This is a genomic window from Rhizobium sp. 42MFCr.1, from assembly GCF_000377185.1.
In the GTDB taxonomy this organism is placed as follows: domain Bacteria; phylum Pseudomonadota; class Alphaproteobacteria; order Rhizobiales; family Rhizobiaceae; genus Rhizobium; species Rhizobium altiplani.
Map to the genome: position 1 here is coordinate 27,314 of NZ_KB897849.1, position 17,256 is coordinate 44,569.

The window sequence follows — 17,256 nt, forward strand, 5'->3', positions numbered from 1 at the left end:
GCCCTAGTTTCAAACAGTCATCAAAGGAATGAAGCTGTGGCGCTGTACCCAAGGCTCGTTGAGCAACGCATTGCCGACGCCATGTCAGACACGCGGGTCGTACTGATCGTCGGTCCCAGACAATCAGGAAAAACGACGTTGGCCAAGAAGATGGCCAACGAGGGGATGGAGTATTACACGCTGGACAATGCAACGACCCTGGACGCAGCGCGACAGGATCCAGTTGGCTTTGTAAGAGGTATGGATCGCGCCATCATCGATGAAATTCAGCGCGCGCCCGAGCTGTTGTTGGCCATCAAGGAAAGCGTGGATACCGACCAGCGCCCAGGGCGTTTCCTTCTGACCGGTTCAGCCAATCTCATGACGTTGCCACGCGTGGCAGACTCGCTCGCAGGGCGCATGGAGGTCGTTCGATTGCTGCCGCTTGCGCAAAGCGAGATCAGAACCGCTGGCAGCAGCTTCCTGCGCGACGCCTTTCGAAACGAAGCCAAGGCCGGAGAGCCAATCTTCGGAGACGACCTTGTGGCTGCAGTTTTGGCCGGTGGATATCCCGAGGCACTGGGCCGCAAAACCTTGAGCCGCAGACAGGACTGGTATGCGGATTATGTCCAGGCGATCGTTCAACGCGACGTTCGCGATGTCGCGCAAATCGAGCAGATCGCTCAAATGCCGCGCCTGCTACGCATTCTGGCAGAGCATTCGGGACAGCTCGTGAACTATTCCAGAATTGGCGCGGCCATTGGGATGAACCACATCACAACGCAAAAATATGTCGGCATCTTCGAGAGCCTTTTCCTCGCTCGAACCGTACAACCCTGGTTTTCCAACAAACTGAAACGTCTGACGAAGACACCGAAAATACATTTCCTCGATTCCGGCCTTCTCGCATCCCTTCGAGACCTCTCTCTCGACCGCCTTCGCGACGACAGGAGTCAGTTCGGGGCGTTGCTGGAGACTTTCGTTTTTGGAGAGATCCTTAAACTCGCCAGCGGCGCGCAAACCCGCCTCGAGTTTTCGCATTTTCGTGACAAGCAGCAGAACGAAGTCGATATCGTCATCGAAGATACAAGAGGGCGGATCGTCGGTATCGGGATAAAAGCGGCAGCATCCGTCTCGAATTCCGATTTTTCGGGATTGCGAATTCTGGCCGAAGCATCCGGAGAACGGTTTGTTTCGGGCATGGTCTTGTATGACCACCAGAAGGTGATCCCTTTCGGAGAACGTTTGTCCGCTGTTCCAATATCGGCCTTGTGGCGTTAGCGCGTGAGAATGTCGCTTCAGTCTTTAGCCCCGATCATTCTTGAGACTTCCGAGGTTTCGATAACAATGGGGGTCGGTCCACGCGACAGGAGAGCGGTTCACGGAGATCTACTCACCAGGGCAACGAAAATCCAACACCAAGGGGTAGACGATGGCACTCATGCTCGTCGTGGGTGCTGCTGACGAGCCTTGTGCTTGCTTGAATGTCACTGCTCATTGCGCGGGAGCCATGTGCGGACTGCCGCGCAGGACAAGTGCGAATGCGCCAAGTCCCAGAAGGGTGAGGCAAAACCCTGCCCATACCGCAGAGAGCAAACCCAGGCCGCTGCCGATGGCCAGCCCGCCCGCCCAGGCGCCGATGGCATTTGCGACGTTGAGAGCGGCCAGGTTCATGGCACCCATCAAAGTTGGGGCTTCCGGCGCAAGTCGCGTAAGGCGGACCTGGATCGTGGGTATTGCTGTCATCATGGTTGCCCCGACGCAGAAAAGCCCGACGAAAAGCGTGGGGGCGTTGGAGCCGAAGCTGGCAACGATCGCGAGTACGATGACGGCGCTCCCGAAGCCCACCACAATGCCGCGTGCCGGGTGCAGGTCAGCAATTCTGCCGCCAAGAAGGTTTCCTGCCGTCATGCCGATCCCGAACAGGGCGAGAGCGATCGGGATCCATCCCGGGCTCATGGAAACGACATCGGTCACGAAAGGGCCGATGAAAGTATAGACGGCAAAGATGCTCGATACGCCAAGCGCTGCCACCAGCATCATCCACCAGACCGCCGGTTTGCCGAGCGAACTTAGCTCTCGGACGATTGAACCGCCATTCAAGGCATTCGTCCTGGGGAGCCATAGCCACAACGCAGCGGCGGACAGCACGCCGAGAGCTGCAACGGCAAAGTAGGTATTCCTCCACCCCAGGTTTTGGCCGAGGAAGGTGGCGAGGGGTGATCCGACGATCGTGGCAATCGTCAGGCCGCTCATCACGAGGGCGAACGCTTTCCCACCATGTCCCGGGCCGACAATATATGATGCCACGACCGCACCCGCCCCGAAGTAGGCGCCTTGGGGCACGCCACTGATAAAGCGAGCCACCGCAAGCGTGCCGAGGCCTGTCGCCAAGGCTGAGAGGATGTTTCCGCACACGAAGACAGTCATAAGCAACAGAAGCAAAGTTCTGCGGTTAAGATGAGCCGCGGCCAGCGTGACGAGGGGTGCACCGATCACGACACCGAATGCGTATGCTGTTATCGCGTTCGTGGCGGCCGGCAGATCGATCTGCAAACTCGCCGAGAACAGCTGCAGAATTCCCATACTCGCGAATTCGGATGTGCCAATACAGAAGCTTCCGAGCGCAAGAGCGAAGAGAGTGAGGCCGGCTTTCTGCCGTTGTCGCTGGTCAGTACAGTGAACGTTTACAGCGGCGCATTGGGCTTCAAAGGCTTTGCTGAGCATTTTGGCCTCCGTTGATTTAAGGTGACTGCCTCGTCTCGACGCGGTTTGTTTCATTTGGAATTGCAGCAGCCGATCAAGGGTGCCGCTACCGAGAACCTTACTGCTGAGAAGGCATCACGATTGTTAAATGACGCTTAGCTCCGAAAAGATGTGCAGCAGCCGTCTCGTGAGCGATCCTACGCGGTGCCGCGATTGCCGACCGCACGGAGCGGCTTGCAAGACAGGGGCCTTTTATGATCCTCATTTCCCCTCGCGCTACTGGGCGAGATAACCCCCGTCGATATTCAATTCGATGCCGGTCACGTAGCTTGCCTCTTCGGAAGCCAAGTAGAGACAGCCATATGCGATCTCGATCGGCTTGCCGCCGCGTTTCATCGGAGTCATGGCGATGACGGCATCGTTGAGTGCTGGCGCTTGCTTGTCCGTGAGCGGCGTATGTATGAAGCCCGGATGTACGGAGTTGACCCTGATCCCGTCGGATACGAACGTTATCGCTGCGTTTTTGGACATGTTGCGGACAGCACCTTTGGCGGCATGGTAGGAATGCGCACCTGCAACTGCCGCACTGCCCCATATCGAGGAGATGTTGACGATCGAACCCGCCTGCTGCTTGCGCATGACACGAACTGCTTCCCGCATGCCGAGGAAGACGCCGGTCTGGTCGACGGCGATCATCTTCAGCCAGTCCTTCATTTCCAACTTGTCGAGGGGTTCGTAAGCGATAATGCCGGCGTTATTTACCAGCACGTCCAGGCGGCCATGCTTCCGGAGGATCGCGCTAACGACGGTTGCCCATTGCTCTTCGCTGGTGACATCAAGTGTCACCGCTTCAACCCCTTCGGGGTATGGTTGCTCGGGCGGCTTGATGTCGCCCGCGACGACGATGGCGCCCTCGTTATCGAAGAGTTCCGCCACGGCGAAGCCAATACCACCAGCGGCTCCCGTGACCAATGCAACCTTGCCTTTGAGTCTCATATAGCAACTCCTGGTCTGACGGTCTCGTAGGCGGAGGCGTCTACGGGGCGGGTGTGTTTTCCCCGCACCGCGATTGCCTTCATTCGCCGACGTATGGTCTTGTCAGGCTTGCTAGTCGCTGGCCGGCGCCAGAATTTGCATTCGCATCACCTTCACGCCCCCGTCGGCGAGTTCTGGTAGCTTGGCAAACCACTCCTTCACATAGGGCATTGCGTTATGTGCCTCGAAGTCGGTTTCGTTGGCAAATATCTCGTAGAAGATGAAGTGTCCGGGGGTCTCTCGGCTCTCCTGCAGGAAGTAGACGAGGTTTGCAGGATCGCTACGCACGAGGTCGATGAGTGGAAGCGTGATGGCTCTCAGTTCGGTCTCCTTGCCCGGTTTGGCACGGACCTCGGCAACGACCGAGTAAGCTCCGCTGGCAATTTTGGCATAGCCCTGTCCCGGACCTTCCTGTGCGAGCGCTTCCCTTTGGAGAACCGTTCCCGCAAGCAGGCCACCAAGCAGAATAGCCGAGGTTTGCAGCCGCAATGTTCTGATCATGTCATATCTCCCTATCTCGCCCAATCGCAGTGGCCGCTGACAAAGCCATGACCGGTTTGAGAAGTGATGTCGATGCGTTTTGGGACTACTTCGCGGCGAGTTGCAGATGCGCTGCCAGCGCGTCGGCAAACCGCTTTTTCACCGGCCCGAGCGCCTTCACAAACTCCAGTTGTTCCCCCTCGGGGCCTTTGCAATAGATCAGTTCCCATCCGTCTGATGGCGCGACAGTCACCTTGTTGGTGTTAGCACTCAAAGGAGCCGCCTTTCGCTCCTCTTCAGTCGAAACGCGAATGATGCGATTTGCTCGTACCTGCGTCATTCCGCGTCGTGCGGACTCCGCCTCGAGATCGGCGATGAACTGGTTGAAGTCGACATCGTCTCCGACATGGAAGCAGATGTGCATCATTCGCGGGAAGGCCGGGCTCATGTGCTCCAGCGGTTCGGCGAAAGCCTTCGGGCCGTTCAACGGCTGGTCGGCATCGCGATACTGCAACAGTTCGATTACGACATTATCGAACTGAATGAACCGCACGTCGAGGCGTTGGGTGCCTCCTCTGAGATCGGGAACGCCGATTGTCCGTGGATTTACGCCGAGTTGATTGGCGAGAATTTCCTGGTCGGCCAAAAGCGTGTTCTGGACCGCGTCGCCTTGGAAATCGCCGTGGCGGAAGACTTCGGTTCCGCCGAGCACTGCCGTGTAGAACTCATAAGCGCGTTCCATGTTCTGTACGGTGAGGCCGAAATGCTGCACACCCTGGAGCCGGGCGCCTAGCGAACCCGTGGCGCGGGTTGCTGCCGGCGTTTCCTCCGCGAAGGCAGTGGCGCTACCGCCGAGGGCGGCGGCAATTCCGCCGAGAGCAACGCCTCCCGCAGCGCAAAGAACAGCTCGGCGATCCGGGTCGTCCGGTTGGATAGAAGTCTTTTGCGTGCGCGACATCGTTAGCTCCCGTGGTTCGTTGGGGTGATTGCGAAAATTCTAACGCGGATGCGCTTGCGAGGCTGGTTAAGATCGGGGAAATTCGGTGAACCGAGCCGCAATCCCGTCAGCACGATATCGACGCCTGTGGGCGGACTGCGGTCTCCGAGAGCGGCACCAACCAAGGGCTCATATGGGTATGGACAGGACGGCGGGGCGAACCAGACGGATTGCGATCGTGTTGGGTGCAGGCGTGGGGATGTATTTCAGCATCGGGATCGTGCTGATCTATGGCTTTAGCGTTTTCATTGTACCGATCACCGCGGATACTCAGTGGGATCGGACAGTGGTGGCCGCCGTGGTCGCACCCATAGCCATCGTAAACGGTCTCATGTCGCCCGTAGTGGGTGCACTAACGGATCGGTTCGGTCCGCGTCGGGTGCTTGTTGTTTCATCCGTGTCGATGGCCATCGGCCTTGTTGGCGTGGGAATCGCGCCAAATAGCCTGGAGACATTCATCGTGGCCGTCGTTGTGGCGAGCCTCATGGGCGCCGCGCAGACCGGCGTGCCCTATACCTATATGATCGTCGGATGGTTCTCCTCACGACGCGGTCTCGCATTGGGTGCCATGCTTGCCTTCGTTGGACTTGGGATCGCGACGGTTCCTCCCTTCCTCGCATTCCTGATTTCAGTGTGGGGCTGGCGCTTTGCCTTTGTGGCTGCCGGTCTGGTGTCCATGGCGGCTACGCTACCTGTCGCGCTTTTCGTTGTTCGCGATCCACCTGCACGTCGGGAGGTCGTGGGTTCAGGGGGCGAGGGCCACACTGTTCGCCAGGCGGTGGAAACCGCCAGCTTCTGGCTTATGTTGGCCGCCTTCTTTTTCAATTACTTCGCTGCTGCGGCCGGATCGATTTCACTTCCTGTCGTTTTGGCGGATCGCGGCGCCGATCCGGCGAATGCAGCTTTTGTCATGAGCCTTGTGGGCCTCGCTTTCATCGCCATGCGCCTCGGCTATGGGGCGTTGCTCGACAGATTGCCGCCGGTGCCATTGACCAGCCTGGCCTTTTTGTCACCCGCTGTCGGTCACCTCATTTTATTGAGCTCGGAGGGTCTCATCCCAGTCTATGTCAGTGCCGTCTTTTTCGGCCTTGCCACCGGAGCGGAAGGTGACGCGATCGGTTATCTCCTGGCGAAGCGCTTCGGAATGCGCAGCTTCGGTAAGCTCTTCGGCATCAACTACATGGCTTTGACGTTTGGCGCGGGCCTCGGACCGGCCTCATTGCATATCATGGCGGCCGAAGGCACCCACTACCTTGAGGCTTTCACGATCTTTGCCGTCATTGGGGCGATCGCTCCGGTGCTTCTGCTTTTGGATGGTCGTACGCGATCGCTTACTGCTCGGGAGCAGACTGAGTACGCTTTGCGCGCCGAGTGACAGGGACGGCGGCCGCGCGCCTCCTGCCGACGTCCTTCAAAACATTGAGGAGCTCGCGAGCTCTAGCAAGATCACGGGTTGCGAACCCGTCGTTGAAGCGCCCGTAGACGGGCGCCAAAACTCCTGCGGCCTTGACGTCTTGATCCGTCCGAAGCCAGTGCTCGGCCAGAGCCGTCGCCGCGCGCAACTCCCATGACAGTGCGCCCTGCCGGCGTGCCAGATCGATTGCTTGCACATAAAGCGCCTCGGCGGGTTTGTCCGTCCGGTGGTCGCCCTCCTTGCCCAACAAATCCGCCTTTATGCGTAACAGTTCAGGCATGCACCAAATTTCGCCGGTCGAAGCCGAAAGTGCGAGGGCCTCGTCGATTGCCATGCGCCCCGCTTCGACGTCTCCGTATTTTCCCAGATCCGCAGCATAAACGCCGATGTAGAATGGGCACCGCATGCGGAAGTCCACAGCGAGAAGCTCATCAAGCGCGCCTCTCAAGACTGCCAGTCCAGATGCGTCGCCGCTCTGCAGAAGCCACTCCGCGCGCAAGCAGCGGCCCATGGCACTCCAAACCGTCATGGCGTGTTCGGCGACATGAGCTTCGATGGCGACAAGCAGGCGCTCAGCGGCAGCAAGATCTCCCGTCAGCAGCGCGATAGGGCAGGCGGTGTGGACGACGGCATTGCAGAGCGCGAGGGCATGTTGCGCGGCGCGCGCTTCTTCCAATTGGCGCTGTGCCATGGCAACCGCCTTGTCGGGATGTCCCTGTAGCCAGGTAACGTTTGCAAGGGTGCCCCGCGCCGCAGATCGCGGGTCCAATTGAAACCGCGCAGTGTCCGAGCGAGTCGGGGGAGGAATGTATCTGGCTAACATGCGTTCGAGGTGATGCTGTGCGTCGGCAAGCTCGCCGAGGTAACGCAGGGCAGTCCCTGTCTGCCTGTCGACATTGTTGCGTGCGTCGAGATCGCCGCGATCGGTTGCCAGCTCTCGGATCTTCTCCGCCATCGCCAGAGCGGCGCGATGGTCGCCCGTCCATGTGAAATAGTCGCACAACCCCCAGAGACATCTGAGCGCGTAGTCGGTGTCACGGAGTGACTCGGCGCAACCGAGCGCTGCCGTCCAGGCTGCCTTGACCTCGGGGAGGGGCCCCCGCGTATGAAGCAGCGTGGTTCCATAGGCAAATTGCAGCTTCATTTCGTCGCCCGCATTGCGGAAATTGGCAAAGCGACTGCCAAGAGCGTGTTCCACCCCCGCGCGACACTCTTCCACGAGCGATAGATGCTCCCAGAAGGGAAGAGCCGCTACCGTGAGCGCTACGCCGATGGCACCGCTGCGGTTCCCGGAGAACGACCAGCCCAAAGCACTGCGGATATCATCCATCTTCCGCCCGTACTCGGCGAGCCAGTCGGCGGTCGGCCGAATTTTCCATTCGGCCTCGGCGCGTTTGGCGAGTTCGAGGAGATGTTCGGCGTGGCGTTGACGCATGCTGTCGCTTTCGCCGCTTTCGGCAAGTTTCTGCAGCGCATATCTGCGTGTCGTATCGAGCAATCTGTACTGCGTCCCGAACTCTCCCCTCTCCGTCGAGACCAGCGACTTCGCAACGAGGTTCGCGACAGCGTGAATGCATTCAGAGCGGGGGCGACCTTTATCGACCACAACCGCGCAAGCGGATTCGAGACTGAAGGCGCCGGCAAAGACGGAGAGGCGTCGCAACAGGACGCGCTCAGGCTCGACGAGCAGTCCGTAACTCCAGTCCAGCGTCGCAGCCAAGGTATGGTGGCGAGGATCACGGCCGCGCCTATCGCTCAACACATGAGATTGATCGGAAAGAATATCGAGAAGTTCGTGTGTACTGAACGCATCCAGTCGAGGCGCTGCAAGTTCGATCGCGAGTGCCAGACCATCGAGCTTGCGGCAGATCTCGGCAACAATTGGTGCGTTCTCGTCGCTAAGCTTGAACTCGTTGCGACTTCCAACTGCGCGCTCGACAAAGAGCTCGACAGCTGGGAACGCCAAAGCCCCGGCTGCAGAAAGTCCGGACGCCTCCGGAGGGGTTTCGAGCGGCGGCAGGCGATGGATCTGTTCTCCAAGAACCCGTATTGGTTCTCGGCTTGTCGCCAGAATTCGCACCCTTGCTGCAGCAGCCAGAATCGCGTCTGCGCAAGCAGCCACCGCTTCGACAACATGTTCACAATTGTCGAGGACAAGCATGAAATCCCGGTCGGCCGCGAAGGCGGCGATCGCAGCTTTGATATTCGCCGAGTGAACCCTTAATCCCATCGCCGTGGCGATCGACGTCGGTACGAGAGTTGCATCGTTCACAGTCGCCAGATCAACGAACCAGACGCCATGTTCATAAGCCGTGGTCAGTCGGTCAGCGATTGCGAGCGCCAATCTCGTCTTGCCAACGCCACCCGGGCCTACGATCGTCACGAGGCGTGAGCCCTCAAGGGCACGCCCGATCGCGTCAATGGCAGGATCTCTTCCCACCAAGCGGGTCGCTGAAACCGGCAGGTTATGCTTGCGGGCCGACGTCGCGATACCGGAGGCGCTACTGTGCCCGGAAATATGCACGGGAAACACGAACTGATAGCCGCGGCCGCTCACCGTCGCTATGTATTGCGTGCCGTCGGGGGCGTCCCCAAGCACCCGACGAAGTGCCGCAACGTTCACCTTGAGATTGCTTTCCTCGACGAAAGTATCCGGCCAAGCCCGCGACACCAGCTCAGCCTTGCGCACCAGTTCACCAGGTCGCTCAATCAGAGCCACCAAAATTTCCAGAGCGCGGCTACCGATACGGACGGCCGTCTGATCCCGCATCAGCGACTGGCGTTCCGGTACAAGCACATATGGACCAAATGAATAAGAAGGCACGGCCAAAGCTCCGGACGAAAAAATGCAAAGCTTTTCAATACGGGGACGATCGTTTCACGAAGTCACTCCTGCCGCGAGATTATAGACAGGAGCAGCGAGGCAACCTATAGTAGCGACGGGTACTACCTTTGACTAAGGAGCTGACATGGCATCACCTACCTCGCTGAAGCTCGATGACGAGTTAAAGGGCCGCGTCCAACACTTGGCCGAAGTCCGTCGCCGTTCGTCCCACTGGATCATGCGCGAAGCGATTGAGCAATACGTGGAACGTGAAGAGAAGCGGGAGGCGCTGCGGAGTGAGACCCTGAAGGCCTGGGATGAATTTCAGGCGATCGGCCTGCAGGTGACAACCGATGAGGTCGAAAAATGGCTTTCGACGTGGGGAGCCGACGACGAGCAGCGCGCTGCGCCCGGATGCCACAAATAATCTTCATTCCAGCCTCCGTTCGTGATCTCGAGAGACTTCGGGAATTCTTGCGACGGAAGACCCCGTTAGCGGCCAAGCGAGCGGGCGAATTTATTCTCCAAGGTCTACGGGCGCTTGGCGCGCATCCCTACATGGGTCGGCTCATTGAAGATCTGCCCGATCAGTATCGGGAATGGCTCATGGAATTCGGTGACAGCGGATATATTGCACGCTACCATATCGATGAGAATTATTTGACGGTCCTCGCCCTGCGCCATCAGAAAGAGGTTGGCTTCTGGTGGCATTGTAGTGATCGGTGTTCCGCTCGTGCAGCTAAACCTTTGTGCGACACAGCGGGTAGCCGGTCCGATGCTCATCAAGTGGACAGTGGCCGCCCGTGGACGGCCCTGGAAATCTCGCTAGCGTGTGTCGGCCGGAGTTGTTGCGCCGGCCGAAAAGGATCAGGTCGAGGACAGCGCTTGCTATCAGGCCGCTCGATGTATTGTATCGATACCGATCATGGACGAATGCGGATGATCGTCTTTCCAGTGCGCCGCTCGATCGAGTTAAAGGTGGCAATAGCGCTATCGAGTGTAGAGATGTTGCCGATGTTCGTCAGTAGGCGTCCGTCCCGTACCCGCTGAACGATTTCGTCCAGCTGGGCACGATTGGATTCAACGACGAAGTCGATTGCCAGGCCGTCGGCGGGCCGCGCCTCGATTGGCCCAACAATGGACACCAGCGTTCCTCCGGCGCGTATGAGGCCCGCAGAACGCTTTCCAATATCCCCGCCAATGACATCATACACGAGATCGACGCCACCGACGTCTTCGAGGACATCATTTTGAAGATCCACGAACTCTTGGGCACCGAATTCGAGAGCCTTCTGACGGTCGGCGGAGCGTCCGGTGCCAATAACATAAGCACCGAAGTCGCGTGCTAGCTGCACTGCAATCGCGCCAACTGCGCCGGCGGCACCGTGTACGAGGATGCTCTGGCCAGCCTGAAGGCGGCCGTGCTGAAACAATCCCTGCCATGCGGTCAGGCCCGAGATTGGCAAGCTCGCGCCCACCGCGAAATCGACTTCGCCTGGCAGCGGCGCGAGGTTGCGCGCCTCGACAGCCACGTATTCCCCTAAGGTCCCGTCGCGATACCAATCCGTGAGGCCGAACACCCGCTGCCCCACCGACAGTCCGGTTGTGCCATAACCAAGAGCGGTGACCACCCCGGCCAGCTCATGCCCGGGGACCGATGGTGTTCGCTCGCGGCCAACCCGGTCGACCCAGGTCGAGGGCCAGGTCAGTTCTGTCGGGACGAATCCCGCCGCATGAACCTCAACGATGACGTCGTTTATCGCCGCCTGCGGCTCGGGCCGCTCCACCAGCTTCATGCCGGCCGTTCCCGCGGCTTGATCAGTTGCTATGATCGCTTTCATGGGATTAATCTCCTCAGACATTTGTTGCTTCAGACTAAATTTCTCGCGGAAATCTATTCGATCTCGCACACAAGAGGCTGTCGGTTCGCTTCCGCGCCGACCGTGATCTCGAGTTTGTGTGTGATGTCGAAGAGATCGCCGCCCGAGTTCGATGGAGCCGCAGCGCCGTGAATCCGGGATGACATTCAACCGCGCGATGGAGGCGGGCGCTTCATCGTTAGAAGCGCAGTTACATCGTCCAGATCATCTGTCGATGAGATGGCAAGGGTCAGCCATTTCCCGTCGACATATGTTTTGGCCTCATCGTAGCGCTTGACCAGGTGCGGGCGCCAAACATAACGCCGCTCCTCAAACTTCTCTCGTTCCGCTCCGCCCATCACCAAGACAGCCGAAAACCGCCGGTATTCCGGCACCAGCGTGGTGAACGCCTTGGTTTTCTTGTAGCGCAAGGACCAACCACGGTTCCTGCCACCGTAAAGCCAGTCCGGCTCGAAAACCGCAGGATAGAACCTGTCGATCCAACTGCGCAGTTCGGCCCAATGTCCGAATGCCTGCGGTCCGATCCATTCTCGAATTGCGCTTTCGTCTGGCGGCGCTGCATGGTCGGTGATCCTGTCGCCGATCTGTGGAAGCATGGTGGTTGGTAAAATCATCTGAAGGCTCGTTGTTGTAGTCCGGCAGGCCGGAGGGGTTGAGATGAAGCTGTGCAGGGGCTTGCGGCGCCGTATCGCGTTAGGGTCAACCGGTGCTCGACAGGGCGGCAGGACCGCTGCGCATGCCTCGAGGCTCCCTCACCACACTGAGGTCGAGAGCGGCGAGGACTTTCTTTCTAGCCAAGGGCGCTTCGTTCCAGTCCAGGAACGCGGTGGCCTGCAAGGGGAGAAACTGCTGGGTCTTCAGCCCAATGGAGCTGAGTGCCAGCGACAGATAGGGGGTGAGAAAGTCCGGCTGGTTAGCTCGCTCACCGCTAAAGATGGCTCCGGAGGCGACACCGATAAAGACCGGACGGTCCCGGAGCATTCCCACCTTCCCAGCGGGTGTCGACTTCATTGTGCGACCGACGCGCAGAATTTGATCGATCCAAGCCTTGAGGGCCGAAGGGATCGCGAAGTTGTGCATCGGTGTTCCGATGACAATCACGTCAGCTGCTTCGACTTCCTGGATAAGCGCTTCCGAAACATCGAGAGAACCTTTCGGAGGGGCCGCCAACGTGGTCGGCGTCGATAGCGCCACCGCATAATCAGCCACCGCGTGAGGCAAGGGTTCGGTCCCCAGGTCACGCCGGCTGATGCTTGCGCCCCCGGTGCGACTTCGAGAAGCCTTTCGACGACTGCCGCCGAAAGCTGACGGCTATGCGATTGTCCACGCGGACTGCTATCAATATGGAGGATGTTCATGTGATTGATCCCAGTGACTTCGACAAGTTGCGACGGGATAGGATCAGATCGACCCGGCCGGCGTCACGGCGGGAAAATCCTTCTCGGGATCGAAGACGTTGTTGAAGAAATTCGTCAGCGTGTACATGGCGACCAGTGCCACAATCTCGATGGCGTTCGCGTCCGTGTACCCGGCGTCACGGACGGCTTTCAGATGGGCATCAGAAACGTGTCCGCGGGTCTCAATGACGTTGCGCGCAAACTGGACGGCGGCGTCGCGCTTTGGATCGTTGGCGTGGCCCTTGCGTGCGAGAATGATGTCGCTGGCCGGCAACTTGGCCATGTGTTCAGCGGTGAAACTGTGAACCGTCAGGCAGTAGTTGCAACCGTTCACCTCGGAAACGGCGAGGCCGATGCTGTCGCGTGTCTTCACGTCGAGCGCCTTGCTCAGGGAGCCGAGCAGAGTGGCCCAGGCGTTGAACGCGATTGGGCTCTGCGCGAAGGCCGCCATCATGTTGGGCGTGAACCCGAGGCTCTTGGTGAACATATCGAGGGTCGGTTTCGACTCGGCCGGAACCTGTTCCGGCCTCAGGGTAGTGGTTCTAGGCATCTAAATCTCCATAAGCTTTTGATTGGATTGCAAATCATGCGAAGGACAGGACATCGGCCACTGGCATGCGCGGCTTCTGCGACCAGTTGCCGGCCCGCTCCGGCCCTACGGTCAAAAGCATGACCGGGATTTCGTCTTCGGCCAGGCCGAACTCGCTGTGCACGGCCTCTGCGTCGAAGCCGATCATCGGCGTCGTACCGAGGCCGAGGGAGCGAGCTGCATAGATGATCGCCGAGGTGCCAAAAGTAGCGGAGCGTACCGCTTCGTCGCGCTGCCGCTGGGGTTGATCGTCATAGAGGCCGCGAGCGGGTGCTTCCCACTCCGCCACCAGATGCGCCGGCATGATGCCGGCCTCCACCACCGGGGCGAGGCGCTCGGGGACGGTGCTGGCATCGGCCAACCGACCGATGACAATGAATGTGACGGCGGCTTCGGTGATCGCTGGCTGATTCCAGGCGATCGGACGTAGCCGGGCCTTTGCCCCTTGCGTACGGACAGCGATAAACCGCCAGTTCTGCAAATGGAACGATGTCGGCGCGGAAGTGCCGATCCGCACCAGATCTCGGATCTGATCGTCGCTCAGCGCTGCGGTAGTGTCGTAGTATTTGGCAGCGCTACGGCTCAGAATGGTTTCGATGACGGCATTCGTCGGCGTCGGTTGGTTGGCTGCGTTGCTGATGTAGTTCATTGGGTCGCTCCCTCATCAAGTGATTACGGAGCCCAATCTACCGACCAGATTGAGAATAACGAGACTGAATTATCTCAATATGATGCTCGAAAGGATCAATCGCGCGGGTCTTTCCTAAGTCGGGCCCGTCTCGCCACCGTGCGCCTGTCTGCGCCATTCTCCGGGCGTCATCCCCATTCTCTCGGCAAAGACACGCCGGAATGCCGAAACGGATTGATAGCCGACCGTTTCGGCCACGGCCTCGGTGCTAATCGCAGGCTTTTTCAACTCGTTGGCTGCCAGGCTCATACGCAGATCGGTCAGTAGATCGAGGGCCGAACAACCCAGCCTGTCCTGAAAGTGTCGCATAAATGTAGCGCGTGACATGCCGCACAAGTCTGCGAGATCGGGGAGTTTCCAAGCTTGGGCCGGGTCGCCAAGCATGGCGGCGATGGCTGGAGCCAGCCGCGGATGGCCGGCTAGGGCCAACAGACCTTCGGGAGCTTTCTCGGACTCACTCGCGGCGCGAAGCACGAGTGTAAAGAGGGCCGAAGAAAGCGCATTGAGAACCGCGCGCCCTCCTGCTCGGTCGCCGGCCGATTCCATTCGCATTAGCCCCACTAGACTTGCCAGTTGGTTGGAAGCCGAACCACTATCTCCATCGCCGTCCATGGCCCGCGTTACGAGATTTGTGGGCAGGTAGTTGCGGACCAATCTATCATGGGGCGCAGCAATGAAGAATCGGCCACACAACAGATCGAGCCGCTCTCCCTGGCTGTCATTTTCGCTCAGCATCCAACCGGCGGCCCCTTGGTGCTGTTGAGTGGGGATCGGTGTTTGCCCGCTACCGTCGTGCAGCACATGCGCCGCGCCGTGAGGTAGCAGCACAATGTCTCCGCTCACCAGCTCCCTCGCTGTTCTCGTCTCTGGATCCTCGAAAACGGCTCGACCCTTGACGATGACGTGATAGGGGATTTCGTTCGCCGCCGCCCGGCTCCAGGCCACGCGCCATGGCGCACCGTAGGCACAGCGGACCTCGAGCTGACCTGTCACCGTGATGATTTGCAGGAGATGGCTCAACCAGTCGACTTCAGACATTGGACCTCGGGGAGTTAAAAGGCTCAAGCACCTTATCTATCCTAACGACGGCTGTGCGCGCTACATGGCCTTGCGTGCGAGCCGACACCGGCGGCGTAAATTGAAAGCTATGCAGGCGCCCTGATTGCACAGCCCGCATTAGAGTGGTGTCCAGAAACCAACGTGCCACGACGGGTAACGGGGAGGAACAAGCAAAAGCGACGGTTCAGAAAGGAAATGCCAATGTAACAACGGATGCAAACGCAGGAGAACCGACGACCGCTTGTTGCGCAAAACACATAAAGCGGGAGCGGGATCGATCGGGCGAGATTGCCGCGCGACCATGACGCCATCTCGAAGCTCGGCTTTGCTGATTGTCTAGTCCTGTCGAGTGCATCAAAGCTCCCGGTCGAACTTGGGTTCCCTGCTGCATGTCATGCCCGGCTCGTCATCTCCCCGTGGAGCGTGACGATGGTTACATTGGCATCTTCGTCATCGAACGCGAGCGCGGCTTCGACCTCGAAATCCACCTCCAGTTGCTTCTTCGACTCAGTGGACATGACCCGCTTGCCTGAGCAGAGCATGAAAGGCCCGCATGGCGTCGTTGATGTCTCCTGGACATTGGAACCAGCGCGGTGAGCGCATCACAACCGAGGAGCCGACGGCACTGTAGTACCCGCAGGCGCGATGTGTGGGCGGGTCAAACGCGATGTCGAAGTAGCCGAGCGGGCCACCGGAAGCCATGTCGTAGACGTCAGCCGAATAGAGGCCCCAATCTTGATGGTTCGGCATCATGATTATGATTGCCATCAGAAGGGGGTGAACCTCGGCCAACGTCGCCCTCCTGGGTAGCGTCCGGTAGGTTCCCGCAATTTGCTCAGCGCGCGGCTGTCCGGCCGGCATGTGTGACATGGCCGTGATCCTCTTCTAATGTTTGGATGTTCTTATTATGTTCTCTTTTGTGCCGGAGTCAACATTGAGATAACGGCGTAACGGAAACTCCTTCGGGTCTGACCCAAAGGCGAATTTCAACGCACTCGAAATGCGGCATACCTGCAAGGGTATCGTGGGTTCAAATCCACCCTCTCCGCCATAAAACGTATTTGATTTCATTGTTTTAAGATTGGACTGATAGCGAAGGTCGAAACCTATCGCGCGCGCCGGATACGAAAGAAGCGGTTCCAGCCTGCACTGCCAACGTTTTTCAAGCTTGAGTTCCACTTTTGCTTAATTCTGGCAGAGAAATCTCTTTGTATCTCATGGATGGAAGCCAAGATCGGTTGACTCTCAAGAATTATGATTTTCGGCGCTCAAAGGCATTTGGCTGTAACGCATAGCACTCAACGCCCCTTGAGTCCCACGATTCACCTTTTTTGATAGACAAGCCGCTTTGATTTCTTCATGAAACATGTAGCCCCCGCGCCGAATAAGCGCCGACCTGACCGCGGAGAGGTGGCAGAGTGGTCGAATGCACCGCTCTCGAAATGCGGCATACCTGCAAGGGTATCGTGGGTTCAAATCCCACCGTTTCCGCGATAAAACTATAATAAGTCAATTGTTTACGACGTTTTTGCTTTGAACTCGGGCGCCGCTCGCTCGTCATTGCAATTGCAATTGATTGCCGGGCCACTCTGACGGTGCGTCCGGGGCGGCTTCCTTCTTCTTCCTGCCAGCAACCGTCAATCGCGCGTAGCAGGCGACGCCTAGCCCGTTTGAAGCGCTGCCGATATCTCGGCAAGTGTCGCCTTCTCGGCGTCGCTGACGGCGACGCCGCCTATGCCCATGAAGCCACCCTCCTTGGAAGCCTCCGCCACTCGCTGGCTGATCTGGTATAGCCAGGCCTTGACGGCCGCCGCATCGCCCGGAGCCTTGGCCTCTATGATCGCTCTGGCCTGCTTGAGCACCTCGATGCACTTGGTCTTCATTTCGTCGGGTTTGGCGCCTTTGAGCTTCGCCTGCAATCCGTCTCGCGCGGCATCGCGTCCTTCCGAAGTTTCGAAATCGCCGACGAGCGCTAAGATCAGTGGATTTGCGTCGCCGGTCTTGGCTTGCAAGAGCGCGCTACTACTTGCAAGGCTCTCCTTGAGTGTGCCCCAGAGACCGCTCGGCTCCGCCGCAGTCACCGCGATGCCGGCCATCATCACGCTCTGCAGAAGGGTCTTCCACTCGTCTGTGGTGAACGTCGATTTGTCAGCCATGGCTGCCACTCCTTGCTCATTGGTTTTCGTAGGCACAATTGTCGGCGATCTC

18 protein-coding genes, 1 tRNA gene and 1 pseudogene are annotated in these 17,256 nt (G+C 58.9%); 5 read left to right on the forward strand and 15 right to left on the reverse strand.

All coding sequences use genetic code 11. The features are described from left to right. Nucleotides 1-36: 36 nt before the first annotated feature. Nucleotides 37-1,260 carry an ATP-binding protein gene (locus tag C934_RS0124015; protein WP_026372037.1) on the forward strand — a complete coding sequence of 408 codons (1,224 nt, stop codon included), beginning with the start codon at nucleotides 37-39 and terminating at the stop codon, nucleotides 1,258-1,260. A gap of 213 nt (nucleotides 1,261-1,473) precedes the next feature. On the opposite strand, the gene C934_RS0124020 is transcribed toward C934_RS0124015, so the two are convergent. The 4 genes from C934_RS0124020 to C934_RS0124035 form a co-directional block, all read right to left on the reverse strand. Then, nucleotides 1,474-2,706: an MFS transporter gene (locus C934_RS0124020; protein ID WP_018859128.1), complete on the reverse strand. Its 1,233-nt coding sequence runs from the start codon at nucleotides 2,704-2,706 to the stop codon at nucleotides 1,474-1,476. 255 nt (nucleotides 2,707-2,961) lie between these two features. Continuing rightward, a complete protein-coding gene (locus C934_RS0124025) occupies nucleotides 2,962-3,681 on the reverse strand; it encodes an SDR family NAD(P)-dependent oxidoreductase (RefSeq protein WP_018859129.1) in 720 nt (239 codons plus the stop codon). Between the two features lie 111 nt (nucleotides 3,682-3,792). Continuing rightward, on the reverse strand, nucleotides 3,793-4,221 hold the full coding sequence (locus C934_RS0124030; RefSeq protein ID WP_018859130.1) for a putative quinol monooxygenase: 429 nt from the start codon (nucleotides 4,219-4,221) through the stop codon (nucleotides 3,793-3,795). A gap of 85 nt (nucleotides 4,222-4,306) precedes the next feature. Beyond that, complete coding sequence (locus tag C934_RS0124035; RefSeq protein WP_018859131.1) at nucleotides 4,307-5,158, reverse strand: VOC family protein; 852 nt, start codon at nucleotides 5,156-5,158, stop codon at nucleotides 4,307-4,309. Nucleotides 5,159-5,330: 172 nt separating this feature from the next. Here C934_RS0124035 and C934_RS32485 point away from each other — a divergent pair, with 172 nt between their 5' ends. Further along, nucleotides 5,331-6,572: an MFS transporter gene (locus C934_RS32485; RefSeq protein ID WP_245268001.1), complete on the forward strand. Its 1,242-nt coding sequence runs from the start codon at nucleotides 5,331-5,333 to the stop codon at nucleotides 6,570-6,572. Here the strand turns inward: C934_RS32485 and C934_RS0124045 are convergent. After that, nucleotides 6,529-9,435, reverse strand: a complete 2,907-nt coding sequence (locus tag C934_RS0124045; protein ID WP_051085617.1) for an ATP-binding protein — start codon at nucleotides 9,433-9,435, stop codon at nucleotides 6,529-6,531. The genes C934_RS32485 and C934_RS0124045 overlap by 44 nt on opposite strands. A 145-nt stretch (nucleotides 9,436-9,580) precedes the next feature. Between C934_RS0124045 and C934_RS0124050 the strand changes: the two genes are divergently transcribed. After that, on the forward strand, nucleotides 9,581-9,862 hold the full coding sequence (locus C934_RS0124050) for a CopG family ribbon-helix-helix protein (protein WP_018859134.1): 282 nt from the start codon (nucleotides 9,581-9,583) through the stop codon (nucleotides 9,860-9,862). Then, nucleotides 9,850-10,116 (forward strand): annotated as a pseudogene (locus C934_RS34040) (type II toxin-antitoxin system RelE/ParE family toxin); the annotation flags it as partial. The gene C934_RS0124050 and the pseudogene C934_RS34040, both read left to right, overlap by 13 nt. 242 nt (nucleotides 10,117-10,358) lie before the next feature. Here C934_RS34040 and C934_RS0124060 read toward each other — a convergent pair. The 9 genes from C934_RS0124060 to C934_RS34810 form a co-directional block, all read right to left on the reverse strand. Beyond that, complete coding sequence (locus C934_RS0124060; protein ID WP_018859136.1) at nucleotides 10,359-11,276, reverse strand: NADP-dependent oxidoreductase; 918 nt, start codon at nucleotides 11,274-11,276, stop codon at nucleotides 10,359-10,361. 185 nt (nucleotides 11,277-11,461) lie between these two features. Next, nucleotides 11,462-11,929, reverse strand: coding sequence for a DUF3788 domain-containing protein (locus C934_RS0124070; RefSeq protein WP_026372039.1), 468 nt, complete (start codon nucleotides 11,927-11,929; stop codon nucleotides 11,462-11,464). 85 nt (nucleotides 11,930-12,014) lie between these two features. After that, the gene (locus tag C934_RS32490; protein WP_245268002.1) at nucleotides 12,015-12,524 is read right to left on the reverse strand and encodes an FMN-dependent NADH-azoreductase; all 510 of its coding nucleotides are present in this window, start codon (nucleotides 12,522-12,524) and stop codon (nucleotides 12,015-12,017) included. 192 nt (nucleotides 12,525-12,716) lie between these two features. Next, on the reverse strand, nucleotides 12,717-13,262 hold the full coding sequence (locus C934_RS0124080; RefSeq protein WP_018859140.1) for a carboxymuconolactone decarboxylase family protein: 546 nt from the start codon (nucleotides 13,260-13,262) through the stop codon (nucleotides 12,717-12,719). Nucleotides 13,263-13,296: 34 nt separating this feature from the next. Further along, a complete protein-coding gene (locus C934_RS0124085; RefSeq protein WP_018859141.1) occupies nucleotides 13,297-13,950 on the reverse strand; it encodes a nitroreductase family protein in 654 nt (217 codons plus the stop codon). A gap of 114 nt (nucleotides 13,951-14,064) precedes the next feature. Further along, nucleotides 14,065-15,027 (reverse strand): AraC family transcriptional regulator, encoded by a 963-nt coding sequence (locus tag C934_RS0124090; RefSeq protein ID WP_018859142.1) that lies wholly within the window; start codon nucleotides 15,025-15,027, stop codon nucleotides 14,065-14,067. 413 nt (nucleotides 15,028-15,440) lie between these two features. Beyond that, nucleotides 15,441-15,566: a hypothetical protein gene (locus tag C934_RS36230; RefSeq protein WP_018859143.1), complete on the reverse strand. Its 126-nt coding sequence runs from the start codon at nucleotides 15,564-15,566 to the stop codon at nucleotides 15,441-15,443. Beyond that, the gene (locus C934_RS0124100; RefSeq protein WP_156828790.1) at nucleotides 15,556-15,918 is read right to left on the reverse strand and encodes a hypothetical protein; all 363 of its coding nucleotides are present in this window, start codon (nucleotides 15,916-15,918) and stop codon (nucleotides 15,556-15,558) included. The genes C934_RS36230 and C934_RS0124100 overlap by 11 nt, the downstream gene beginning before the upstream one ends. Nucleotides 15,919-15,933: 15 nt before the next feature. After that, complete coding sequence (locus C934_RS34810) at nucleotides 15,934-16,227, reverse strand: hypothetical protein (protein WP_156828791.1); 294 nt, start codon at nucleotides 16,225-16,227, stop codon at nucleotides 15,934-15,936. A 225-nt stretch (nucleotides 16,228-16,452) separates the two neighbouring features. Here C934_RS34810 and C934_RS0124105 point away from each other — a divergent pair. Next, nucleotides 16,453-16,539: transfer RNA gene (locus C934_RS0124105), tRNA-Ser, on the forward strand. Between the two features lie 170 nt (nucleotides 16,540-16,709). Here the strand turns inward: C934_RS0124105 and C934_RS0124110 are convergent. Continuing rightward, nucleotides 16,710-17,204: a hypothetical protein gene (locus C934_RS0124110; protein WP_018859145.1), complete on the reverse strand. Its 495-nt coding sequence runs from the start codon at nucleotides 17,202-17,204 to the stop codon at nucleotides 16,710-16,712. Nucleotides 17,205-17,256 lie beyond the last annotated feature (52 nt).